This is a genomic window from Aliivibrio sp. A6, from assembly GCF_028765505.1.
GTDB classification, from domain to species: domain Bacteria; phylum Pseudomonadota; class Gammaproteobacteria; order Enterobacterales; family Vibrionaceae; genus Aliivibrio; species Aliivibrio finisterrensis_A.
Window position 1 is genome coordinate 1 of the sequence record NZ_JARACR010000020.1, and the last position, 24,473, is coordinate 24,473.

Annotated in this window: 23 protein-coding genes, 1 tRNA gene, 1 pseudogene and 2 riboswitches; of the genes and pseudogenes, 4 read left to right on the forward strand and 21 right to left on the reverse strand. The window is 40.6% G+C overall.

The features are described 5' to 3' along the window. Positions 1-54 precede the first annotated feature (54 nt). From tatC to rmuC, 7 genes are read right to left on the reverse strand one after another with little or no spacing between them, the layout of a single operon-like run. Positions 55-810, reverse strand: coding sequence for a Sec-independent protein translocase subunit TatC (tatC, locus tag PVK70_RS12410; protein ID WP_130048508.1), 756 nt, complete (start codon positions 808-810; stop codon positions 55-57). Positions 811-812: 2 nt separating this feature from the next. Beyond that, on the reverse strand, positions 813-1,190 hold the full coding sequence (gene tatB / locus PVK70_RS12415; protein ID WP_130045803.1) for a Sec-independent protein translocase protein TatB: 378 nt from the start codon (positions 1,188-1,190) through the stop codon (positions 813-815). Positions 1,191-1,193: 3 nt separating this feature from the next. After that, positions 1,194-1,445, reverse strand: a complete 252-nt coding sequence (tatA, locus tag PVK70_RS12420) for a Sec-independent protein translocase subunit TatA (protein ID WP_130048507.1) — start codon at positions 1,443-1,445, stop codon at positions 1,194-1,196. A gap of 52 nt (positions 1,446-1,497) precedes the next feature. Next, on the reverse strand, positions 1,498-3,132 hold the full coding sequence (ubiB, locus tag PVK70_RS12425; protein ID WP_130045801.1) for a ubiquinone biosynthesis regulatory protein kinase UbiB: 1,635 nt from the start codon (positions 3,130-3,132) through the stop codon (positions 1,498-1,500). Beyond that, positions 3,129-3,752, reverse strand: a complete 624-nt coding sequence (locus PVK70_RS12430; RefSeq protein ID WP_130048506.1) for a ubiquinone biosynthesis accessory factor UbiJ — start codon at positions 3,750-3,752, stop codon at positions 3,129-3,131. Before PVK70_RS12430 ends, ubiB begins: the two co-directional genes overlap by 4 nt. Before the next feature lie 12 nt (positions 3,753-3,764). Beyond that, positions 3,765-4,529, reverse strand: a complete 765-nt coding sequence (ubiE, locus tag PVK70_RS12435; RefSeq protein WP_130045799.1) for a bifunctional demethylmenaquinone methyltransferase/2-methoxy-6-polyprenyl-1,4-benzoquinol methylase UbiE — start codon at positions 4,527-4,529, stop codon at positions 3,765-3,767. Between the two features lie 56 nt (positions 4,530-4,585). Further along, the gene (gene rmuC / locus PVK70_RS12440; protein WP_130048505.1) at positions 4,586-6,106 is read right to left on the reverse strand and encodes a DNA recombination protein RmuC; all 1,521 of its coding nucleotides are present in this window, start codon (positions 6,104-6,106) and stop codon (positions 4,586-4,588) included. Positions 6,107-6,233: 127 nt separating this feature from the next. On the opposite strand from rmuC, the gene PVK70_RS12445 reads away from it, so the two are divergent. After that, on the forward strand, positions 6,234-7,145 hold the full coding sequence (locus PVK70_RS12445) for a DMT family transporter (RefSeq protein ID WP_130048504.1): 912 nt from the start codon (positions 6,234-6,236) through the stop codon (positions 7,143-7,145). Positions 7,146-7,224: 79 nt separating this feature from the next. Here the strand turns inward: PVK70_RS12445 and tsrA are convergent, their stop codons facing one another. Further along, positions 7,225-7,509, reverse strand: a complete 285-nt coding sequence (gene tsrA / locus PVK70_RS12450; protein WP_130045796.1) for an H-NS-like global regulator TsrA — start codon at positions 7,507-7,509, stop codon at positions 7,225-7,227. A 148-nt stretch (positions 7,510-7,657) separates the two neighbouring features. After that, positions 7,658-8,875, reverse strand: coding sequence for a multidrug effflux MFS transporter (locus PVK70_RS12455; protein ID WP_130048503.1), 1,218 nt, complete (start codon positions 8,873-8,875; stop codon positions 7,658-7,660). Between the two features lie 97 nt (positions 8,876-8,972). Here PVK70_RS12455 and PVK70_RS12460 point away from each other — a divergent pair, with 97 nt between their 5' ends. After that, the gene (locus tag PVK70_RS12460) at positions 8,973-9,938 is read left to right on the forward strand and encodes a LysR family transcriptional regulator (protein ID WP_130048502.1); all 966 of its coding nucleotides are present in this window, start codon (positions 8,973-8,975) and stop codon (positions 9,936-9,938) included. Positions 9,939-10,020: 82 nt separating this feature from the next. Continuing rightward, complete coding sequence (locus tag PVK70_RS12465) at positions 10,021-11,814, forward strand: aminopeptidase P family protein (RefSeq protein ID WP_130048501.1); 1,794 nt, start codon at positions 10,021-10,023, stop codon at positions 11,812-11,814. Between the two features lie 142 nt (positions 11,815-11,956). Here PVK70_RS12465 and thiH read toward each other — a convergent pair whose 3' ends face one another. From thiH to PVK70_RS12505, 8 genes and pseudogenes are all read right to left on the reverse strand, one after another. Continuing rightward, entirely contained in the window at positions 11,957-13,069 is a 1,113-nt protein-coding gene (gene thiH / locus PVK70_RS12470) for a 2-iminoacetate synthase ThiH (protein WP_130048500.1), read from the reverse strand. Between the two features lie 10 nt (positions 13,070-13,079). Beyond that, the gene (locus PVK70_RS12475; protein WP_130048499.1) at positions 13,080-13,850 is read right to left on the reverse strand and encodes a thiazole synthase; all 771 of its coding nucleotides are present in this window, start codon (positions 13,848-13,850) and stop codon (positions 13,080-13,082) included. Position 13,851: 1 nt separating this feature from the next. Then, positions 13,852-14,064, reverse strand: coding sequence for a sulfur carrier protein ThiS (gene thiS, locus PVK70_RS12480; RefSeq protein ID WP_130048498.1), 213 nt, complete (start codon positions 14,062-14,064; stop codon positions 13,852-13,854). Further along, entirely contained in the window at positions 14,057-14,890 is an 834-nt protein-coding gene (locus PVK70_RS12485; protein WP_130048497.1) for a HesA/MoeB/ThiF family protein, read from the reverse strand. Before PVK70_RS12485 ends, thiS begins: the two co-directional genes overlap by 8 nt. Then, positions 14,883-15,545, reverse strand: a pseudogene (gene thiE, locus PVK70_RS12490) (thiamine phosphate synthase); the annotation flags it as partial. The pseudogene thiE and the gene PVK70_RS12485, both read right to left, overlap by 8 nt. A 67-nt stretch (positions 15,546-15,612) precedes the next feature. Next, positions 15,613-17,547 (reverse strand): phosphomethylpyrimidine synthase ThiC, encoded by a 1,935-nt coding sequence (gene thiC, locus PVK70_RS12495; protein WP_130048495.1) that lies wholly within the window; start codon positions 17,545-17,547, stop codon positions 15,613-15,615. Between the two features lie 189 nt (positions 17,548-17,736). Continuing rightward, positions 17,737-17,849: riboswitch (TPP riboswitch) on the reverse strand. Between the two features lie 413 nt (positions 17,850-18,262). Beyond that, positions 18,263-19,642 (reverse strand): voltage-gated chloride channel family protein, encoded by a 1,380-nt coding sequence (locus PVK70_RS12500; RefSeq protein WP_130048494.1) that lies wholly within the window; start codon positions 19,640-19,642, stop codon positions 18,263-18,265. Between the two features lie 126 nt (positions 19,643-19,768). Further along, positions 19,769-19,835, reverse strand: a riboswitch (Fluoride riboswitch). A 108-nt stretch (positions 19,836-19,943) separates the two neighbouring features. Next, entirely contained in the window at positions 19,944-20,138 is a 195-nt protein-coding gene (locus PVK70_RS12505; RefSeq protein ID WP_130048493.1) for a hypothetical protein, read from the reverse strand. A gap of 355 nt (positions 20,139-20,493) precedes the next feature. Between PVK70_RS12505 and PVK70_RS12510 the strand changes: the two genes are divergently transcribed. Beyond that, positions 20,494-20,760, forward strand: coding sequence for a hypothetical protein (locus PVK70_RS12510; RefSeq protein WP_130048492.1), 267 nt, complete (start codon positions 20,494-20,496; stop codon positions 20,758-20,760). Between the two features lie 819 nt (positions 20,761-21,579). Here PVK70_RS12510 and PVK70_RS12515 read toward each other — a convergent pair. From PVK70_RS12515 to PVK70_RS12530, 4 genes are all read right to left on the reverse strand, one after another. Next, positions 21,580-21,656 (reverse strand) — tRNA-Trp (locus PVK70_RS12515). Positions 21,657-21,774: 118 nt separating this feature from the next. Beyond that, on the reverse strand, positions 21,775-22,299 hold the full coding sequence (gene hemG / locus PVK70_RS12520; protein ID WP_130048491.1) for a menaquinone-dependent protoporphyrinogen IX dehydrogenase: 525 nt from the start codon (positions 22,297-22,299) through the stop codon (positions 21,775-21,777). Positions 22,300-22,329: 30 nt separating this feature from the next. After that, positions 22,330-23,787 (reverse strand): TrkH family potassium uptake protein, encoded by a 1,458-nt coding sequence (locus PVK70_RS12525; protein WP_130048490.1) that lies wholly within the window; start codon positions 23,785-23,787, stop codon positions 22,330-22,332. Between the two features lie 56 nt (positions 23,788-23,843). Continuing rightward, on the reverse strand, positions 23,844-24,461 hold the full coding sequence (locus PVK70_RS12530) for a YigZ family protein (protein ID WP_130045782.1): 618 nt from the start codon (positions 24,459-24,461) through the stop codon (positions 23,844-23,846). Positions 24,462-24,473: the final 12 nt, after the last annotated feature.

Genomic DNA, 24,473 nt, shown 5'->3' on the forward strand with positions numbered 1-24,473 from the left:
TAAAAAAAGCGCTGACTTCATATCAGCGCTTTAATATAGATTCTTAATCAAGCATTACGCTTCATCTTTTTCCATATCATCTTCATTCTCTTCTCTTACGTAAAAACGTGAGAAGAACAAACCAATTTCAAACAGAATACACATAGGTACTGCAAGCAAAGTTTGAGAGATAATATCTGGTGGTGTCAGCATCATACCAACAACAAAAGCACCCACTACAATGTATGGTCGCTTTTCTCTGAGTGTTTCAGGCGTTGTTGCTCCTGTCCAGCACAGTAAGATAATGGCAACAGGTACTTCAAATGCAATACCAAAAGCCATAAATAGCGCTAAGACAAAATCAAGATAACTGGCAATATCCGTTGCTACTTGAACCCCTTCAGGTGCAATTGTGGTAAAGAAACCAAACACCAAAGGAAAGACAACAAAGTAAGCAAAAGAAACACCGGCGTAAAACAATAAAGAGCTTGAGAACAGTAATGGCATGACAAGTTTTTTCTCATGCTTATACAGTCCTGGAGCCACAAATGCCCACACCTGATAAAGAATCATAGGTACAGCAACAAATACCGATGCCACCAAAGTCAGCTTTATGGGCGTGAAAAAAGGTGACGCGACATCAGTTGCTATCATCGTTGCGCCCGCTGGTAATCTTTCTACCAAGGGTGCAGATAAGAACTCATAAATGTCGTTAGCAAACCAAACCAGACCTAAAAATACTACTATTACAGCAATTAATGCCTTTAATAGACGATTTCTTAGCTCTAGCAGATGAGTTAACAACGGTTGAGAGTGTTCAGCTGATGACATAATTACTCTGCTTTTGTTTTAGAAGTTGAATCAGATGTCACAGGAGCTGCTGTATCTACCTTTTGAGTATCTACGCTTTCTTCTGGTTTTGCATATGGACGAGTGACATCAGCTGCCGCTTGTTTTAACTCTTCCACTGATTTTTTAAGATCAGGGGCTAAGTCTTCCATATTCATCTGTTCTGCTTTACGCAAATTTTCTTGTAGCTCTTGTATTTTCAACTCTTGAGACAGCTCATCTTTGACGTTATTCGCCATGCTTTTTGCTGCACTCACAAATTGAACAACCGAACGAATCGCCTTTGGCAAACGTTCAGGTCCTAATACAACGAGCCCAACAACAGAGATCAGTATCAGTTCCCAAAAACCGATATCAAACACGTGTTATGCCTGCTCTTTGTCGTTTTGCTTTTGTTTTTCTACTGTTTCTGCTTCTTTTTTCTCTAAGTTTTGAGGAGCAACAAAGTCTGCGTCTTTTTTCGCATCTTTTGCTGTGTCTTCATCGCTTATTGCTTTTTTAAAGCCTTTAACTGCAGAACCCAAATCACTGCCTACACCGCGTAATTTCTTCGTACCAAATAGTAGAATAATGATTACTGCAATAATAAGAAGTTGCCAAATACTAATACCACCCATGCTTATTTCCTCAGCGTGTTAGGGGTTAAAAAATTGCTAAATAGAGTAACGTTTATTGACGATATGCTCGCCAGCTTAATAGCCAAAACGTGACTCCTGTAGCAGCACTAATTGATGCTAACGCAGTAATGTTACTGGTTAATAACACCGCAGAACAAATCAGCAGAGTTGCGCCAACATTAAATAGGAATTTACCTTTTGCTTGTTGTCGCTTACTTTGACGATACCCTGCGTAGAGTTTATCCATTCGCTGATTGAGAACTTTGCCCTGGCGCAAACTGTCATAAACTAAATCAGGTAGCTCAGGTAGTTTTTCTGCCCAGAATGGCGCTTTCTCAGTCAAAGCAGTCACAAAGGCTGCCGGTCCAATCTGTTTTGCCATCCACGTTTCTAAAAACGGTTTGGCGGTTGCCCATAGATCCAGTTGAGGATAAAGCTGTCGTCCTAACCCTTCTATGTACAATAATGTTTTTTGCAATAATACCAGTTGTGGCTGCACTTCCATATTAAAGCGACGTGCGGTATTAAATAAGTTCAATAGCACATGACCAAAAGAGATTTCCCCTAATGGCTTGGCAAAAATTGGCTCACACACCATGCGGATTGCAAACTCAAACTCTTCGACATTCGTGTCTGCCGGAACCCAACCTGAATCAACGTGCAATTGTGCGACTTTACGATAATCACTATTAAAGAAACCCAATAGATTTTCAGCTAAATAGCGCTTATCTTCTTTATTGAGTGTTCCAACAATACCACAGTCCAATCCAATCCATTGTGGATTATCTGGATTATCTGGATTAACGAAAACATTGCCAGGGTGCATATCGGCATGAAAGAAACTGTCACGGAATACTTGAGTAAAGAAGACCGATACACCACGCTCAGCTAATAGCTTCATGTTAGTGCCATTTCTTTCTAACTGGGCAATGTCTGATACTTGAATACCATAAATACGCTCAGACACCATTAAATGTTCAGAGCTTAAATCTAAAATGACTTCTGGTACATACAGCTCTTCGCTACCTTCGAAGTTTCGGCGTAGCTGCATTGCATTGCTAGCCTCTCTTCTTAAGTCTAGTTCATCCACTAGGGTTTTTTCGTATTCCTCAATGACTTCAACCGGCTTTAAACGGCGCGCTTCAGGAATATGTTGTTCAACTAACCTTGCCATGCGATACATTAAACGAATATCGGCTTCTATCACAGGGCGAATATCAGGACGAATTACTTTCAGAACAATCTCACGACCAGATTCTTTAAGTTTGGCAGTATGAACCTGTGCAATCGAAGCAGAAGCCAATGGGATTATATCGAAATCAGTAAACCAATTTTCTAGTGGTCCACCTAATGATATTTCCATTTGGTCTTTTGCTAATTGACCATCAAATGGAGCGACCTGATCTTGTAATAATGCCAACTGATCTGCTAAATGCGGAGGAAAGAGATCACGACGAGTCGACATCATTTGACCGAACTTAATCCAAACAGGACCCAGTTCTTGCAACGCTAAACGTAAGCGTTCCCCCAGTGGTTTTTCTGGATGCTTATTTTTAATCCAAAAAAGACCACGACGTAAACGCTTTGGTAGTTGAGTTAACGCATGATCAGGCAGCAGTTCATCCAAGCCATACTCAAGTTGAACCTTGGTAATATGATATAGGCGTTTTAACTCTGATGGCGTCATGCGCGCTCCATTGGATTATTGGTTAATAATCGCGTTAAACGTTCATCTAACTTTGCGAGTTGATTTTCAACATCAGACACTTGGTCACAGAAGTGTGCAATTTCTAATGGTGCTGGTGCGATTTTCCACTCTTCCGTTAATACTTCTGCTGCATGACGTGTTTGACGAGTAATTTGTTTTTTTACCCAACACGCACTGCCTTTCACGCCACTTACTAACGTATGAGCAACAATATCTCCTGTGTATTGAGATAACTTCTCTTCTACATCAGGTTTTAACTCTTCAAGTAACCCTGAAAATTGCTGAGCCAGTTTTAAATCACCTTCTAATACCAACTTATCTTGTTTGATAAGTTGAGTAATATTGTTTTGGTTACGCAATTGCGGCAAAACAGAAAGATTTAAAGCAAGATAGCAATCAGCTTGGCCTTCAAATTGAGAAAGAATATCAACTTGTAAATGACTAAAGACAAAGAAAAGCTCCTTGTTCACTTCATTTAAATGAACATGAATAATTTTGCCTTTTAAGCGCAATAAAGCAGCTTTACTATCTGGTGACTCTTTTAACAGTGTATTTAACCCTGTTTCCATCACGCCTGTTACAAACGGTTCTAATGGCATTGGTTTTATCCTTTAAAACTTGTAACCGCGGTGCAGAGCAACAATACCACCCGTTAGGTTGTAGTAGTTTGCTTGTTCAAAGCCCGCTTCTTCCATCATGCCCTTCAATGTTTCTTGATCTGGGTGCATACGAATGGATTCAGCAAGATAACGATAGCTGTCTGCATCATTTGCAATCAACTCACCCATTTTTGGTAATAGGTGAAAAGAGTACGCGTCATAAATTTTTGATAATGGCTCAAGAATTGGTTTTGAAAATTCCAGCACGAGTAGACGACCACCCGGCTTAAGCACGCGGAACATCGAACGTAATGCTTTGTCTTTGTCTGTCACATTGCGAAGACCAAAACTAATGGTAATACAATCAAAGTGATCATCTGGGAATGGCAGTTCTTCCGCATTTGCTTGTACGTAATTCACGTTACCAACAATACCCATATCGCGTAATTTGTCGCGACCAACGTTCAACATTGAGTTATTGATATCCGCTAAAATCACTTGGCCTGTATCACCAACAATACGCGAGAATTTAGCAGTAAGATCACCAGTACCACCGGCTAAATCAAGAACTTTATGACCAGGACGTACGCCACTGCAATCAATCGTGAATCGTTTCCAAACACGGTGAACACCACCAGACATAAGGTCATTCATGATGTCGTATTTTGCTGCTACAGAGTGAAATACCTCTGCAACTTTCGCTACTTTTTCGTCTTTCGCGACTGTGGTGAAGCCGAAGTGCGTTGTTTCTTCAGCCATGTTCATCTTGTCCGTCATTTTTCGTCCTCTAGAGATTGTTCGCTGAATCCCTACTCTCTGAATTCAACAGCGCTCTAGTCTACTTTATCCAAGCCATTATCACCAAGTGTTTGCAGTGTATCTGCTTCAAAAGATTGCTCAATAAATTTACGATTTATATCTCGCTTCACTTCAACGCCTAACTCTTTAAAGCTTTCTGCCTGGCGAATAAGATTGCCTCGTCCACTTGCGAGCTTATTCATTGCACCTTGGTAACTTTGGTTGGCTTTATCTAATGAGCCACCCACCGCTTCCATATCATCAACAAATAAACGCATTTTGTCGTATAACTTACTGGCGCGATCGGCAATGATTTTTGCGTTTTGGTTTTGTCTCTCGTTACGCCATAAGTTACTAATGGTTCTTAGTGCCACAAGTAACGTTGTAGGGCTTACAATTATAATGTTCTGTTCCATGGCATCTGATATCAAAGAAGGGTCAGCTTCAATTGCAACTTGGAATGCTGGCTCTACAGGAATGAACATTAAGACATAATCAAGGCTACGTAAGCCATTTAACTTATGGTAATCCTTTTTACTTAATCCGCGTAAATGAGCGCGGATAGCCATCAAGTGTTCATCCAACGCTTGCTCTTTTTGATTAAAGTCATCACTGTTAAAAAATCGCTCATACGCCACCAAGGTCATTTTTGAATCGACCACGACGTCTTTCTCATCAGGTAAGTGAACAATCACATCAGGGTAAAAACGCTTACCGTCTTCGTCATCCATACTGACTTGAGTGTCGTACTCATGGCCTTCTCGCAAACCGGATTCTTGCAATACACGAGCAAGGACCACTTCACCCCAATTGCCTTGCTGTTTGTTATCACCTTTAAGTGCGTTGGTCAGGTTTACCGCCTCTTGTGTCATTCGTTCGTTCAACTGTTGCAAGCTACGAATTTCATGCACTAAGGTGTGACGTTCTTTAGCTTCAAAACCAAAACTGTCGTTAACCTGTCTTTTAAATCCTTCTAACTGTTCTTTTAATGGTGACAACAAGCCTTCTAAACTGACTTTGTTTTGCTCATCTACTGTTTTGGTTTTTTGTTCAAAAAGTTGGTTGGCTAAGTTTTCAAATTGTTGTTTTAAACGCAACTCTGCACGCTCCAGCATCTCAAGCTTTTCTTGGCTCGATTTACGCTCTTCTTCATGACGAGCTTCTTGCTCTCTCAGCTCTGCTTCAACATTCGAATTTGCTTGGCGTGAAAACTCCAATTGCTGGGTTAAATATTCTTTCTCTTTTTGGATCGAATCAAAATAGCGCAACTTTTCCATTGCTGCCATTAGGCGACCATGAGACTGTTTTTGTTCTTGTGCTAACTGATCTCTTTCGCCATCTAATTCATTCAGCGCTATTTGTTGTTTTTCTAACTGCAGATTGAGTTGGCTTAATTGAGTTGAGGCGAGTTTTTTTTCTGACTCTAATTCATGCTCTAATAAGGCTAATTCTTGCTGATTACGACTTTTTGTTAATACATGTGCAACGGCATAAGCAATGCTTGCCCCTGCAAAACCAAACAATAAATGGCCACCAAATTGATTAAAAAATTCCATAACTCACTCAATACAAAAACTTATTCTTATAGGATATTTTGATACTGGATAAATGTCCAGTTAACACTATTTTTCAAGCACAGGTACACTCCTGATCTAAATGGATTTCTAACTGAGAATAATAACAATGAATGAACGTCGTGCTTTAGGATTTGGAATCGCTGCTGTTCTATTATGGTCAACCGTCGCAACCGCTTTTAAAATCACCCTTGAGCATTTTACCCCCACTCAGATGCTAACTATCGCAAGTGCCGTCTCTATTCTTGCATTAGCGGGGGTGGCCGCTTATCAAAAAAACTTATCGAAATTAGTGGATACCTTTCTAGCCAACCCTTTGTACTACATTTTATTAGGCGCAATTAATCCACTGGCTTACTACTTAGTTCTCTTCAAGTCTTACGATTTACTACCCGCTTCTCAAGCGCAACCAATCAATTACAGCTGGGCAATTACTTTGACGTTAATGGCGGCGGTTTTTCTTGGTCAAAAAATACGTAAGCAAGATTGGATAGCCTGTGTCTTGGGCTACGCTGGGGTTATCGTTATTGCCACCAAAGGTGATGTCTTAGGCTTAGAATTTGACAGCCCTTTAGGTGTCGGTCTGGCTCTCGTTTCAACCTTATTGTGGGCAAGTTACTGGATTTTAAATGCGAAAAATAAGGCCGACCCAATTCTTGGTTTACTGCTTGGTTTTTTAGTCGCTTTGCCTGTGGCGATTGGCTTGAGTATTTATGAAGGTGCGCCTTGGGCACAAATCCCAATGAGTGGTTGGCTAGCGGTGTCTTATGTCGGTTTGTTTGAGATGGGCATAACGTTTGTATTGTGGTTATCAGCACTGCGTTTAACTAAAAATACAGCGCGTATCAGTAACCTAATTTTTGCTTCTCCTTTTATTTCGTTACTGCTGTTGGCAAACATTATTGGTGAAGAGATCCATCCATCAACCTTAATTGGTTTAATTATGATTGTGTGCGGATTATTAGTTCAACAATTTTATGGTAAGAAAAAAGAAGAAGAAATTGCAATTGAGAATGAATAGATAGCAGCTTATCAGACACAAAAAAAGCAGCGATCATTCGCTGCTTTTTTATTGTTGTTACTTATTTAGTCAGCACACATTATTTGCTTGCTAAATAAGCTTGAAAATCTTCTAAAGAGACGCCTTCTTTGGCCATTTCTTCGGCTAATTTTTTTGTTGTTTCGCCTTTGCGCTCTTCAATTACCACTTGGAATTGGTAAATAAGATCACGCAATGTTGGTACAGACACTTGTCGTGCCGCACTTCGTACTCGTTCTTGGCTTTGATTACCAAGTTCTGAAAGAAGTCGACCAAACATGAGTTTCTCTGGCGACTCTTCCATTTGCTCTAGAACACGAGCCATTTCAATAATAGACATCGACATTGCGTGTTTTGCCCTGTTTTTATAATCAATCAATAATAATATAAGTGCTGAATATACACCGAAACGAAAACTAACTGAATATATTAAAAGTCAAAAATGCTTTATTTATGTACAAATTATGCGATTAATGGCGATTACACAAATAAAATTATTCCACGATTTTCTCTGAATGCCATACTTTTCCTTTTTTACTCAATAGAATCAGCAAGCCTGGGATAAGAAGCCACATCATTAGCGTTAAAAGCTGTGCAGAAGGGAGTGCTAATCTTTGCATTGTGCCAACAATGACGCCCGCACCACTCATTTGGAATAACCCTAATAATGCAGCAGCAGTGCCCGCTCTATCACCAAAAGGTGCTAATGCTTTACCTGCCGCCGAACCCAGTACCCATGCGAAGCCTACTGACGAGAAGAAAATCGGGATCATAAACGCCCAAGCTTGCTGAATATGTTGGAACCCTAGCATCAACCCACCTGCAGCGATGAGCACACTCAAGCCAAAAAGAAGTGCTTTTCGAGTTCCGAATCTGATCATAAATTTAGGTGCAGCAAAACACGCCGCGATATTTAATACCGCATTTACCGCAAACCAATTAGTAAATTCTTGCATTGTCAGCCCAAGCTTATCAATCAGGAAAACCGGTGCAGAAGTAACGTAAGCTAAGATAACTCCCATCGCTAACATACATAAGGTTGCGTGGAATAAGAATGTTGGATGCTGTAGTACCGACCAATAGCGAGATGGACTAATTAATCGCCCTGTTTGTACTGTCTCTTTCGGTTTTGTTTCTTTGTAATTAATCGCTATCAACGCAAGAGCGACTAGTGCAAAACCAGCCATAAAACTGAAGTTTGAACGCCAACCAAAATGAATGGTTAAGTAACTGCCCAAAATAGGGGCTAATGCCGGTATAAAACAGATAGCTCCGTTAAGGTAACTGATCATTCGGCCACTTTTTTCTGCTCCAAACGAATCACGAACCGAAGCAAAAGCCGCAACTGACGTCGCACACGCACCAAAACCTTGCAGCAATCGAGCAACTAATAGCATTTCCATCTCTTGAGCGGAATACGCAAGAGCCGCACTCAAGCCATAAATGACAATACCCGTTAAAGCAATTGGACGACGCCCATAACGGTCAGCAAGCGGACCTGCGAACAACTGACCAAGGCCCATACTAAACATAAACCAAGTAATCGTATCTTGACCTAACGTTGGCGCTACTTGAAATTCGCTTACCATCATAGGTAAAGCAGGAAGGTATATATCGATAGCTAATGGACTAAATAAAACCAAAATAACCATTAACGTAATAATTTTTTTATCTGATTGTTGTATTGGTAATGCTGAAACTGGCGTGTGCATGTGTAACTCCTAAAATAGTCCGTGGAGTGTACGTAATTAGAGATATGAACAGAAATGGTTTATATTCAGATCTAACATTCTATTTTGGAATATCTCTATGTTTTTTGAAAAACTGAGTAAAGTCGACCTCAATTTATTGCTTACACTTCATCTATTGTTGGAAGAAAAAAGCGTTACACGTGCAGCGCAGCGTCTTTGTTTAAGCCAGTCTGCGGTCAGTAAAAACTTAGCTAAACTGCGGGAACAATTTAATGACCCTCTGTTTACTCGTACTGCTTATGGCCTACTACCCACAGCCAAAGCTCGTAATCTTCAGCGACAACTGCAAACCTTATTAAGTCATTTGGAAAGCATCACAGAATCCGCCACCTTTGAGCCTCAGCGCAGTCATTATCGTTTTCGTGTCGGTTTAGTGGAGAGTACCTATCCATTGCTTTTACCGCACTTCATGTCTTACATTTTAAATGAAGCGCCTAATGTCATGCTGGATACCCACGCCTGGGATACCAATACTCTAAAGAAACTGCAATCAGGCGAAATGGACATTGGTATTACCGGGAAAGATCTCGATCCAAAATACGCAAACATCACGATGCACATGCCTGCTGATATTCGAGGCCAAGAGATTTATCGAGACAGTCAAATGTGCTTGGTTCGCCAAGATCATCCGGTACTCACTCAAGAGTGGACATTAGATACTTATCTTCAACAACGTCACGTTCAAGTGCGTTGTGATGGTAAAGATCAATGGCTGCTTGATTACAAGCTTGCCGATAAAGGACTTGAGCGAAGCATTGGTATTATCGTCCCTGACTTTAATAGCGCAGCCAGTTTATGCACCCATACCGACTTAGTGTTCACCGCGCCAAGTCATTTTATTAAACTTATCGCCAAGCAACTCAATTTGGTTGTATTACCTCTACCAACAGAGCTGCCCCAAATGGCCTACACGCTCTTTTGGCACCAACAAAAAGACAATGATGCTGCCAATTGTTGGCTACGCAATATCATAATCAGCCACTGTAAAGATTTATCAGCATCAACAATTGCAGATACGCAATAAAAGCGCTAGGTTATAGCTCAATCATATAACTATGCTTCTGCCTCGGAACGATACGGACAGAACAATAATAAGGACAATCCAGATGCATCCTCAAACTTCTCAACGCATAGAGCAACTTCGCTCTTGGCTTGCTCAACAAGATTTCGACGCCCTTATCATTCCACATGAAGATGAATTTTTAGGCGAGTACATTCCTGAGCATAACGAACGTCTATTGTGGGCAACAGGGTTTACTGGCTCTGCTGGTGCTGCGGTTATCACCAAAGATAAAGCCGCTATTTTTGTTGATGGCCGTTACACGGTTCAAGTTCGTAAACAAGTACCTGCAGAAGTGTTTGAATATCGTCACCTTCATGAAGAGCCGCTATTAGAGTGGATTAAAGATACGTTAGCTACGAATGCTAAAGTGGCTATTGATCCTCGCATGCACACAGCACTATGGCTTAAGAGTGCAACAAAAACCGTTGAAGGTTTTTTCACACTCGAAACGGTCAGCGAGAATCCAATCGACTTAATTTGGAATGACCGTCCTGAGGTAAAAGTCTCTGATGTTCGTTTAATGGAATTAGCTCTAGTAGGCCAATCAAGCGCCGATAAACGTCAAGAAATAGCCAAAGAAGTAACAAAGAAAAATGCAGATGCGGCACTATTAACGCAATTAGATTCAATTTGTTGGTTACTGAACGTGCGTGGTTTAGACGTATCTCGCCTTCCAGTATTGCTTTCTCATGCGATTATTCACGCAGATGAAACCGTGGATTTCTTCTTAGACCCGAGCCGCCTTCCAGCAGAGTTTAACGCTCATGTAGGTAACGGTGTTCGTGTTCACAAACCAGAAGCACTTCAATCAATTCTACAATCACTTACTGGTAAAAAAGTGTTAGTTGATTCAGCAACCTCAAACGCATGGATGTCATTAGTATTATCTGATGCGGATGCAGAAATCATTGAAGCATCAGATCCATGTTTACTACCAAAAGCCGCTAAAAACGAAACAGAAAAGGCTGGCATGAAAGCGTGTCATATTCGTGATGGCGTTGCGATGGTGAAATTTTTAACTTGGTTTGACGCTGAGATCGAAGCGGGCAATTTACATGACGAAGCGGTACTTGCTGATAAACTTCAAGGTTTCCGAGAGGAAGATGCAACCTTAGCTGATTTAAGTTTTGACACCATTTCAGCAGCAGCCGGCAATGCAGCAATGTGTCACTACAATCATGAAAACCAACCTGAACCAGGTAAGCTACAAATGAACAGCTTATACCTTGTTGATTCAGGCGGTCAGTACCCAGATGGCACAACAGACATTACTCGTACCTTGCCAGTAGGTACACCAAGTGATGACATCAAGCAGCAATTTACTTTAGTTCTTAAAGGCCACATTGGTTTGGCCTCTGCTCGCTTCCCTAAAGGAACTTGCGGTCATCAACTAGATATCCTTGCTCGCCAGCATTTATGGGCTCAAGGCTACGATTACGATCACGGCACGGGTCACGGTGTTGGTCACTTCCTAAGTGTTCACGAAGGACCTCAACGTATTGCTAAAGTAGTTAACAACACCGCTCTTATCCCAGGAATGGTGTTATCTAATGAGCCTGGTTATTATCGTGCAGATGAGTTTGGTATCCGTATTGAGAACTTAGAGCTGGTCGTTGAAATCGAAACTCAAGGTGATTTCTCAGTTCTTGGTTTTGAATCTTTAACTCGTTGTCCTATCGATAAGCGTTTAATCAATGTTGATATGTTGAACCGCCCAGAACTTACTTGGCTAAACAACTATCACCAGAAAGTGTGGGATGATGTTAGTCCTCTTGTTGATGGTGAAGTAAAAGAATGGCTTAAACAAGCGACTGCTGAATTACGCTACGAAAGCTAATCAATTAAAGCACAATAAAGAAAATGCCACGTATCTATTGCATAGAAGAGTAAATGTATAGAAGAGCAAACGTGGCATTTTTATTTAAAAATCTATTAAGGGACAAAGCAATCATTTATCCCTTGATGTTTCACGTGAAACATCAACTTGAATAGCTTCTATCCCAGTCCTTCCAAACCGGTTCAAACCCCCTCGCTTGTACCGCTAAAGACACGGACTCGGCAGATCGCTCATCACTAATAGAAAATTGTTCAAGCTCTTGATCATCATTAGCATAGCCACCAGGTTGAGTTTTCGATGCTGCTGATATTGACGTTATCCCCAAAGGCAACACATTATCTCTAAAGTGTGCCGACTCTCGAGTAGACAGTGATAACTCAACTTCAGGGTTTAGTAACCGGTAAGCACAAATCAATTGAACTAACTGCTTATCACTCATGATCGATTTAGGTTGAAGTGCACCTTCACATGGCCGCAATCTTGGAAAAGAAATAGAATAACGCGTTTGCCAATATCGACGCTCTAAGTAGTCCAAATGCGCCGCCACAAAAAAACAATCCGTTCGCCACTCTTCTAAACCGATAAGCGCACCAATACCTATTTTGTCTATGCCCGCTTTTGCTAATCTATCTGGTGTTTCTAAGCGATATTGAAAGTCCATTTTATTTCCACGAAGATGATGTTCTGCATACGTCGATGGATGATACGTTTCTTGATACACCATTACCGCATCCAACCCTAAGGTTTTTAATTCTGCATACTCTTCTTGTTCAAGAGGCTGAATTTCCATCGCAAGGTAATTAAACGACTGCTTTATCTGTGGTAGTGTTTGACGAAAATAATTCATTCCAACTTTAGTTTCGTGCTCTCCTGTTACCAAAAGAACACTATCAAAATTCATCGCCTTAATCGCCATCACTTCCTGTGCAATCTCATCTTGGTTGAGCGTCTTTCTCTTAATGCGATTCTCCATTGAAAAGCCACAATAAGTACATGCATTCGCGCAAAGGTTAGAAAGATACAAAGGAATATAAAAACCAATCGTATGGCCAAAGCGTTGGCGAGTTAATCGTGCAGACTCTTGAGCCATTTGTTCAAGGTATCTTTCTGCTGCTGGAGAAACTAATGCTTTAAAGTCTTCTAGATCCCGCTTGGGTTTATTCAACGCTCTTTCAACATCATGATGCGTTTTACTATAGATAGAGAGCTTAACCTCATCCCAATGTAACTTTTTCCATTCATCAGTAAATGTCATTTCATTCACCTTAATCAAGAAATGCCGTTAATGGACTAGAAGCAACCGCTTGGGTATTTACGGGCGCTAAGCCATTCTCGTAAGCTAATCGACCAGATTGCACCGCTAACTTAAAGGCGGTCGCCATTGCGATTGGATTTCTTGCAGCTGCAATCGCCGTGTTCACAAGAACAGCATCAGCACCAAGTTCCATCGCAAAAGCCGCATGTGATGGCGCACCAATGCCAGCATCAACCACAACAGGCACTCGTGATTGGTCGATAATAATCTCTAAAAAATCGCGACTGACAATGCCTTTATTTGAACCAATCGGCGCACCTAGTGGCATTACCGCAGCGCAACCTACTTCTTCTAATCGCTTACACAACACCGGATCAGCATGACAATAAGGCAAGACAACAAACCCTTGCCTCACTAGCTCTTCTGCTGCTTTTAGTGTTTCAATTGGGTCTGACATTAAGTACTTAGGATCTGGATGAATTTCTAATTTTAGCCAGTTTGTTCCCAATGCTTCACGCGCCAGTTGTGCGGCAAAGATTGCCTCACGAGCATTTTTAGCACCAGACGTATTGGGTAATAAGTGAATTCCAGCATCTACTATGGGTTTTAAAATATTGTCTGCTGGGTTATTCACCTCAACACGCTTTAACGCCATGGTTGATAATTCAGAACCAGATTCGATGAGTGCTTTTTGCATGATCTCTGAATTAGGAAATTTTCCTGTCCCTGTAAATAAACGCGAACTAAACGTCTTATCTCCGATGGTTAATAAGTCACTCATATTAGCCCCCTGCGATAGCTTGAAATAAAGAGATGGATTCACCCTGCGATAACCCACGCTTTTGCCATTCCGATCTCGGAATTATCTGATTACTGATCGCGATAGCACCCCCTTGTGTATTAATGCCATGGTGTTCCAAAAATGAAGCCATAGTATGAGATGCTTCAACTCGGTAAGTCACACCATTAAGTTCTATTGAAATTAAATCACTCATGACAAGCCTCTCCCGTTGAGTATGTTTCACGTGAAACATCATTGCTTACTGTTGAAGAACAGATTGAACATTGATTGTCTTTTGGAATTTTTATCGATGTCCAACTTAAAGATCGACCATCAAACTGATGAATTGAGTCCCACTTCATGTAACTCGGTTGTGTAAGATATTTAATGGTTTCTAATGCCTGTAGGTTTCCTATCATGCCAACTACCGGACCTACAATTCCGAACGACTGACAGTTTTGTGTTTGGTGGCTTTCGGCAAAAGGAAATAAGCAGTGATAGCAAGAGGTGTTATTTTCCGTAACGTGATTTGAAAACAGCATTAACTGCCCTTGCCAACCAATTGCTGCACCTGAAATAAGAGGAACATTATGCTTCACACACGCCGCGTTAATTTCATGTCGTGTCGGCAAATTATCAGAACAATCCAAAACCACATCCACTTGGTTAATAAAGCGAGATAATTCTGGCTCTGTTAGCTTGTGACTGATCACTTCAATATGAGTGGTACCGTTCAGCCCTTTAAGTTGCTGCGCCATTGCCATCGCTTTATTTTGGTTTAGGTTGTTATCGCGATAGACCACTTGGCGCTGTAAGTTGCTTAACTCAACCTTGTCTCCATCGGCAATAATTAATGTACCGATACCAGAAGCGGATAAATACATTCCAACTGAAGAGCCTAGTCCGCCACAACCGACTATCAGAACCGTACTATTTCTTAATGTGACTTGCCCTTTTTCACCAATGTCCGGCAACATAATTTGACGGCTATAACGCAGAAAATCTTGGTCACTTAATCCTTCCATCAGCAGATTACTCATGAATAACCTCCTGTTGGTTTACTTTTCTTGGTTTCGCAATAATGGCGTTAAATTGAGATACCGCTTGGGGAATATCTTCAGCTTGAGTTATAGCGCGAACCACAGCAATACTGTCTACACCGGTTTGCCAAACATCTTCAGCTACGGATAAATCAATACCGCCAATCGCAACGGTCGGAGTGTCTCCAGCTAATTGTTGATTCTTTGCAAGATTGGTTAAACCTTGTGGTTGTGATGGCATATCTTTCGTTGGTGTCGGGAAAATATGGCCCAGCGCTAAATAGCTTGGATTTAATGCTTTTACTTTTAGTAACTCTCTATCATCGTGTGTGGATAATCCAAGACAAATACTGGCATCAGAAATAGCCTGTAAATCGGCAATTTCTATGTCTTCTTGTCCCAGATGAATACCAAATGCCTTATGCTTAATGGCTAATTGCCAATAGTCATTGATGAACACTTGAGCATCGTATTCTCGTCCAAGTTTAATCGCTTTGATAATCTGTTGCTCTAAATCGGTTTGTTCCGGATTCTTAATTCTCAGTTGGATTGTCTTTACATCAAGTTTTAATAACACCTCAATCCATGACACATCATCAACCACGGGATACAGGCCAAACTTACTTTTATCAATTCTAGGGAACGCAAACATCGCAGTCTCACTTCAATTCCGTACACAAAAGATAAGAGATGTTCCACGTGAAACACCCCTTACTATCTCGTTATTCAGCTTCTACCGCTGGATGATAAAGTTCAGAACCTGACGCTTTAAACTCTTCTGATTTCTGACGCATTCCCTCTAGAGGATCATCAATCATTTTGATCTCAATCGCTTGGTCTAATGCGACTTGATCGATATCTTTAGCGTACTCACGAACCTCTTGTGAGATTTTCATTGAACAGAATTTAGGCCCACACATTGAACAGAAATGAGCGACTTTGCCCGACTCTTGCGGTAAGGTTTCATCGTGATATTCACGTGCAGTGATAGGATCTAATGATAGATTAAACTGGTCTTCCCAGCGGAATTCAAAACGAGCTTTTGATAATGCGTTATCACGAATTTGTGCACCCGGATGGCCTTTGGCTAAGTCACCTGCATGAGCAGCTAACTTATAAGTTATTAATCCCGTTTTAACATCGTCTTTGTTTGGTAATCCTAAATGTTCTTTTGGCGTTACATAACACAACATGGCACAGCCATACCAACCAATCATGGCTGCACCAATACCTGAAGTAATATGATCATACCCAGGTGCAATATCTGTCGTTAATGGACCTAATGTATAGAATGGCGCTTCATGACAATGTTTAAGTTGCTCGTCCATGTTCTCTTTAATCATGTGCATAGGAACATGGCCGGGGCCTTCGATAATAACTTGAACATCGTAATCCCACGCGACTTTGGTTAACTCGCCTAAAGTACGTAATTCAGCAAATTGCGCTTCGTCATTAGCGTCAGCAATAGAGCCCGGACGCAATCCATCACCCAAGGATAAGGCTACATCGTACTTAGCACAGATTTCACAGATCTCGCGAAAGTGCGTATATAAGAAGCTTTCTTGGTGATGAGCCAAGCACCACTTCGCAATGATTGAGCCACCGCGTGAAACAATCCCGGTAACGCGTTTTGCTGTCATTGGTACATAACGAAGCAGTAAACCTGCGTGAATGGTAAAGTAATCAACGCCCTGTTCAGCTTGTTCGATTAAGGTATCTCGCATCACTTCCCAGTTAAGGTTTTCGGCTACACCATTCACTTTTTCTAGCGCTTGGTACATAGGAACCGTGCCAATTGGGACAGGGCTATTACGTAGAATCCACTCACGGGTTTCATGAATATTTCGACCCGTAGATAAATCCATAACCGTATCACCGCCCCAACGCGTTGACCAAACTAGCTTCTCCACTTCTTCTTCAATCGATGAGCTCACTGACGAGTTACCAATATTGGCGTTAACTTTTATTAAGAAATTACGGCCGATAATCATTGGTTCTGCTTCTGGATGGTTTATGTTTGATGGGATAATTGCGCGCCCTTCAGCAACCTCTTTACGCACAAATTCAGGTGTGATTTCTTTTGGTAAGTTAGCTCCAAAACTATGTCCAGGGTGTTGATGGTTTAACTGCTCATCAGCGAATTTCTGGCGACCCATATTTTCACGGATAGCTATATATTCCATTTCAGGTGTGATTATTCCCTGACGCGCATAATGCAGTTGAGTAACACATTGACCTTGTTTAGCGCGACGAATCGTTGGGAGGTTTCCATAACGAAGTTCATCAAGGGTTTCATCCGCTAAACGCTCTTGCGAATAAACGGAACTAACGCCATCAAGCAACTCGGTATCATTTCGCTCTTCAATCCAACGCTCACGAAGTTTTGGTAATCCTTGGTATACATCGATATCGTAGCTTGGATCGGTATACACACCCGAAGTGTCATAAACTTGAATCGGCTCATTCGGTTCAAGAATTGGATTGTCTTTCGTCCCACCGACCAAGCTATCAGCCAATAAAATTTCACGCATAGGTACGCGGATATCTGGGCGAGATCCTTCAATATAAACTTTTTTTGAGTTTGGGTATGGTTGAACCGATAAAGATTCAATATTAGTTTTAGCATCTAAACGTGCTTGTTTGCGACTTGACGACATAGCAAAATTCCTTGATAAAAATAGAATAATTGCTTGTCGGATTTGAGTTGTAGAAAGAGGTTCTTAGTATGAGAGACAACGAGAGTAAGCCTGCGTATTTATATGCGATGAATTAAACAAATAGACTAAAGCTAAAATTCAGCTGCGGTTTATCATTAAATAATTCGATTAGTGGCTAACATACTAAGATAAAAATTATCTCTTGTTCCCTTCGCAGGTATTAGCCTGATCAGGTTCTACGGATCCCGCAATGCGGTCTCAGCTCGTACTTTAAAAAGCACTAAGCACTCCGACAAGTTTCTTTCAGATCTTTGAATCAAAATCTGAACGTGTTCGGAGTATAAAGAAAGTATGCAAGAAATGAAATGGAAGAGAAAAAAGTTATCAAGTGGTTGGCTGAGTTTGTGAGTGAACGCATATTGAGCTTTGTATGTAACAATTCATATTGAATCTTGTGTGCTTCATAGCAAAAAAACCACCTTTGTCATCCGCAGCTCTTACACCACCAAATACAATGTTCTTTTTTTGTGGAGAAGCACATTAGGTTCTAAACACACAATCATTACATATTAAACCTTGTGTGCTTCGTAACAAAAAACCACCTTTGTCATCCGTAGCTCTTACACCAACAAAAACAGTGTTCTTTTCTGTGGAGAAGCACATTAGGTTTAAATACTCTCAACAAGGTTTTAATCTACATTCGTTTCACGTGAAACTATTTGTCATTTTTAGTTAGCTTATTCGCTAAATGTTTTAACCATGAAGAATTATATTCACGATATGATCCAATTTTATTAGAGCCATCATGATCACGTCCATGCACCAATGTTTTAGACACGGCAACGCGTTGTGAAGAATAAATACCCGTATGGCCACTAAAGTAATACGCGGTATAACACGCTAAGGCAAAGTAAGGTAAGTAATCCGCACCAAACAACTCAACCCCCATTATCGTACACGCTAATGGCGTATTGGTTGCCGCAGCAAATACGGCTAAGAAACCTAATGCTGCAAACAAATCAACTGGAGCACCCAAAACCCAAGCAAGGAAATTACCCAAAGTCGCACCAACAAAGAACAGAGGTGTTACCTCACCACCTTTATACCCTGCCGCTAATGTGATCGCCGTTAAGAGTAGTTTTAAAATCCAACTATACCACTCAGCACCACCAGCACTGAATGCCGAAGTAATACTCACTCCACCATCACGGCTTGGATAAACACCAATACCAATGTAATCGTAATTACCAATTAACTGCGTAATGGCAATAACCATTAAGCCACCTACAACTACGATTAAATATGGGTTTTTAAGCGTGGCATTAAATACATCTTTAAAGCCGTGAGTTAATTCACCAAACAGATAACCCGCCAAGCCAAACACAATCGCAGCAATAATCACCTTCGCCATTAATACCAAATCAATATCAACTGCATGACCAAATAAGGTACTGACTTGATCAAAGCTAATTAAGTAATGAGTATGGTGAGCCCCCCACGCAGAGGCCACGACATTTGCTAAAATTGCCGCCAACAAAGCAGGAATGATGGCATTGAATTTAATACGACCTATAAATAACACTTCAAGCGCAAAGATAGCGCCAGTAAATGGGGTGCCAAAGATAGACGCAAAACCCGCTGCAACACCAGCCGTCAGCATCATTCGTCGATCATCTTCAGATAGCTTAAACACTCTAGACAACAAATCTGTCGTTGCTCCACCAATCTGAACCGCCGTACCTTCTCGACCTGCCGAGCCACCAAATAGATGCGTAATAACCGTCGTAATTAACACCAATGGCCCCATTCGAACAGGAACACCCTCTCCCGCTTGATTTATCTCATCCATGATCAAGTTATTACCACCTGCTGAGTTTTTCCCCCAGTTACGGTAACTGTATACGATCACTAAACCTGCCAACGGCAGAAAATAAATTAGCCAAGGATTGGCAATACGAGCTTGAGTCGCTTCGCTTAACAACCAAAGAAAAAAGGCATTAAATGAACCAACTAGTAACGCAACAGGGATAACGAGTAGTGACCAACGGAACATTTGATAAAAGTTTTGCAGATTACGATTTAGAGGATGCGCCATGAATTTCTATCTTTTAATAATGGTTAATCAAAAGGATAGACGATCTTAGAAGAGAAGAGAAATAACAAGCAGCTCTACTATAGACAGATCTATCCCAATACGATCAAAATCACTGATCAGGATAACGCTACAGTAGGAATCATTATCTCTAAATTAGAGCGGTTAAAGGTGGAAATCCATCACCCGTGACTGACATTGGAATCAATCAACAAAACAAATGCTACTCCTATCATTTATAAATGGCAAATAAAAAAGGCACACCAACTTAGGTATGCCTTTTCAAAACTATTCAGTAAATCATTTACCAAGTTAATACCGGAGTGTAACCACTCACCATGTTTACCATTTTTGTATTAACGTTTTCGAATCCTTTCCAAAGTTTTTTTGTTACTGCTTTTTTCTTTGTTCTTGGTTGCTGTCTGCCATACATTTCTTCGTTAAGCATTTTTTTTGCAGCCATTTGACCAAGATAAACAGAACCTAAATCGTAACCCATTTAAACAAAACCCTAGATGATTAATTAAACAACGATTTTACTCTTCATTTCACAAAAAACAAGATATAGATCACACTTTATAACTGGTGTGATAGTTAGATATTGCTTAAGTGAATTAACAAGGGCTCTAAATAATGAAAACAAGAAATGAACTACATAAGACAGAGAAAATACCGATATCAAAACTTTAACGAAACTAATAGTCTTTCAAATGGAAACCATAACATCTTGCAACTATTAATTAGAGCGCATTGAGAATTAAGACACTTCTCCTTAAGCCTCCCCGGTATTGCTCTAAAAGCAGCCCATACAACTGTCGTATGGGCATTTTTTTATATAGATAATAAAGAGAAATATGCTTAAACAACGTAATACTTTTGACTACCTAATTATGTCTCTATTGCAATATCAAGGTTTAATAAAAAAAGAAGCTCAAAAGTTAATAGATACAAATATCTATCAGTTAACTTTTGAAGATGTTGATAGCATCAAATATTACGCAACACACTTTGGAGATACAGCTAAAGATAAACAGATTTCAAATATTCTAAATCGAAAACGAACAGAGTATTTTCTCTATTTACAAAAACAATTGAACAATCCTTTGTTTAAAATAAATTAGTCGTTTTTCAAGAATTGTCCTACAGAAGAACGCACATCCACAAGAGTAAAATAAGTTACAATATGAGATATAAGGCATGCAATACCCTTATATTTTATTTAGAGTCAAAGACTTCCTTGCATAACTTTATAAGCTCTAAAATAAAGCTCATATCGATATTGATATGAGCTTATTTTTTGAAATCAATATTCAAAATACTTCCTACTATTCCTTATGACAAACTCAAACGCCCAACACACGTGTTCTTATGGTGGGGGAATCCGCGGCTCTTTTCTCAAACCGCAGATAGCAAAAAGGCTCATACCTTTCGATATGAGCCTTTTCTAAATATGGCAGGGGTGGAGAGATTCAAACTCCCAACACGCGCGTTCTTATGGTGGGGGAATCCGCGGCTCTTTTCTCAAACCCCAGACAGCAAAAAGGCTCATACCTTTCGATATGAGCCTTTTCTAAATATGGCAGAAGTGAAAGATTAAAACTCCTAACACGCGTGTTCTTATGGCGGGGGAATCCGCTGCTCTTTTCTATGCTCTAGAAACGAAAAAACCCCAGCATTTCTGCTGAGGTCTTAAATATGGCAGGGGTGGAGAGATTCGAACTCCCAACACGCGGTTCTTATGGTGGGGGAATCCGCGGCTCTTTTCTCAAACCGCAGATAGCAAAAAGGCTCATACCTTTCGATATGAGCCTTTTCTAAATATGGCAGAAGTGAAAGATTAAAACTCCTAACACGCGTGTTCTTATGGCGGGGGAATCCGCTGCTCTTTTCTATGCTCTAGAAACGAAAAAACCCCAGCATTTCTGCTGAGGTCTTAAATATGGCAGGGGTGGAGAGATTCGAACTCCCAACACGCGGATTTGGAATCCGCTGCTCTGCCAGTTGGAGCTACACCCCTGTTGTGCGTGCTATTGTAATGACTTCTATAATAAAATCTACACTTTCCACGCTAAAAACATGAATCTAAACTAAAATTTCTACTTCTATCGCACTATTTTACTAAAAACGAATAGAATTTAACCGAGTTTTATCTTATCAACAAACTGATCCACTCGTTGCCAGTTGGTATATTCAACTTCTTTAGTTGGATCAGTCTCTCCACCGGTCATTCTCATGATCAATTGAATCATGAACCGATCAAAAAAGTTATAGCGAGGATAGAACAAAGCACCCGCAAAGGTATCTTGCAAAGCAGGGACCCAGGGTGACTTCAATAAGAACTTTTTAAAATACACGCTCGTTTCTGGCGTATCTTTTCCTTCTTTACGAGCCGTCAAATTAACAATAAAAAAAGCAGCCTTCGCTTTCTCTAATGCGATTTGGTGCTGAGCGATAAATTGATATAACTTTTTATTCAAATGGCCATAGCGAATAGAAGCGCCAATCACAACACGATCATAATCGGCAAGTGATACCGTTAATGGTTGATGCAAATCGACTAACTCACACTGAACATCACTTCCCAACTTAGTCGCAATGTAATCCAATATCTTAATCGTTTGACCTTCACGACTTGAGTGAAGAAGTAATACTCTTTCCACAATATACCCTTTAATTTTTCTAATCTAAAACTAACTACGCCAAAACGTCGGCGTAAATAAAATAAGCAAGGTAAACACTTCCAAACGACCAAATAACATTGAAACAATCAATATCCATTTTGCAGCATCATTCACTTCTCCAAAATGCACCGCTACTTCACCTAAACCTGGACCTAAGTTATTTAATGTCGCCGCCACCGCAGAAAACGCAGTTAACTCATCAAGTCCGGTTGCGATAAGTGCCAACATACAAATGACAAATACCAGAGCATAGGCAGAAAAGAAGCCCCATACGGCATCAACTACTCGTTGTGGTAAGGCTTTACTACCAATTTTAATGGTAAAAATAGCCCTTGGGTGAATGAGACGTTTTAGTTCACGCATCCCTTGCAGTGACAGCAATAAAATACGAATCACCTTCATGCCGCCACCAGTTGACCCAGCACAGCCACCAATAAACGATGAGAAAAGTAACAACACAGGCAAAAACAGGGGCCACTCAGAAAAGCTGGTTGTGGTAAAACCTGCGGTTGTTGATATTGATACCGTTTGAAACAAAGCTTGGTCAACCGCCATTCCTATCGAGTCATACGTACTGTGTTTAAGTAATAACAAGAAGGTGATAAGAAACAACAATATTTGAATAAAGATAAACGCTCGAAATTCGGGATCTTTCCAATAGTACTTAGGGTGTACGCCACCAGAAGCAAACGCGGCGAAATGCAATGAAAAATTACACGCAGAGATAAGTAAAAACACCACAGTTATGCCATTTATCAATGGGCTATTAAAGTAACCCATACTGGCATCGTGTGTAGAAAACCCACCAATGGCTATGGTAGAGAAACTGTGAGAAATAGCATCAAACCAGTCCATACCTGCCGCCCAAAACGCCAAAGCACACGCAATGGTTAACATAAGATAAATATACCAAAGCACCTTTGCGGTTTCTGCAATTCGAGGTGTCATTTTAGAATCTTTAACCGGGCCTGGAATTTCCGCTCGATACAGCTGCATACCACCGATACCTAATACCGGTAAAATAGCTACCGCTAATACGATGATACCCATACCACCAAACCATTGAAGTAATTGGCGATAGAATAAAATCGCTTTTGGCAGATGATCTAACCCTGTAAGAACCGTAGCTCCTGTTGTCGTTAACCCTGAAAATGATTCAAAAAAGGCATTGGTTACCGATACAGCAGGATCTCCTGAAAGCAAAAATGGCAATGCCCCTGCACTGCCGATTACCATCCAGAAAAGAACGACGATGAGAAAACCATCGCGAGATTTTAATTCTTGTTTATGTTGGCGGTTAGGAAACCAAAGTGCACCACCTCCTGCCAATAATAAGAAGAAAGTAATAACAAATGGTACACCCGCACCATCACGATAAATGAATGCGACGAAGGCTGGAGCCAACATAAAAAAGCTAAACACCGCAAGTAAGATACCCACGATTCGAATAATTGAACGAAACTGCATGATTTATTGGACGCTTTGCGTCATTCTCATCCTAAATAATTGATGTTATATGAATTTCATTCTTGCGATGGAAACTCTATTTTTGCGCCACTTTTATTAATCACTGCGGTTTTAAATTCATTAATAACACGCTTTTCTAACTCGACAGTCATGATAACTTTATCACTATAATCCGCCATTACTTGTTGCCCTTCAAATTGAAGTAACAAGGTTTCGACCAGACTCACTAAGTTATAATCACAATGTAAAACAAGCGTCTCTGTAATGCGTTTCTCTTCTGTTTCAATGAGCTTTAATGCTTGTTGAACACCGCCACCATAAGCTTTAACTAATCCGCCTGTTCCTAATTTAATCCCACCAGAATAACGAGTGACTACCGCGGTAATTTCACCAATGCCACTCCCGCTCAATTGAGCAAGAATTGGTTTTCCAGCGGTACCTGAAGGTTCGCCATCATCACTAAAGCCCCATTTCATTGAATCTTCGGGTCGACCAGCAACAAAGCCCCAACAGTTGTGCCGAGCATCAGAGTGTTTTGTTTTTATTTCAGCGACAAACGCTTTGGCTTCATCAATCGATGAGGTTCTCGCAAGGTAGGTAATAAAAACACTTTTTTTAATCTCTTCTTCAAATACCGCCATCGCTTTTGGCACTTGATATGGCTGATCGTTCATAGATTACACTGA